The 258-nt window shown below is 46.1% G+C and carries 1 protein-coding gene; it reads left to right on the forward strand.

The features are described from left to right. A partial coding sequence (locus SB724_RS20835) for a hypothetical protein (RefSeq protein WP_410572854.1) occupies positions 1–258 on the forward strand: 258 nt, incomplete at both ends.

The following is a 258-nucleotide window of genomic DNA, read 5'->3' on the forward strand; positions in this document are numbered from 1 at the left end:
GAGCAAAAATGGATAAGAACTGCATTTATCAGGCGCGAGCAAGAAACCTATCGGATTGGCGACGGGCTAGAACGCACCACAGAAATGTTATTACCAGGTGTCAGTTATGCCCGAAAGCAATCGAAGGGAGGTACCACCCCTTATTCGGGAGAGCAGTGGTCTATATCGGCAGAGTTTGGTCTCGATAGTGTACTCTCTAGTACCAATATTGTTAGGGTGCAATTACAGCATGCATGGTTGCGCACTTATCTTAATAAG

This window comes from Bacillus sp. SIMBA_031, assembly GCF_046535225.1.
Taxonomy (GTDB): domain Bacteria; phylum Bacillota; class Bacilli; order Bacillales; family Bacillaceae; genus Bacillus; species Bacillus velezensis.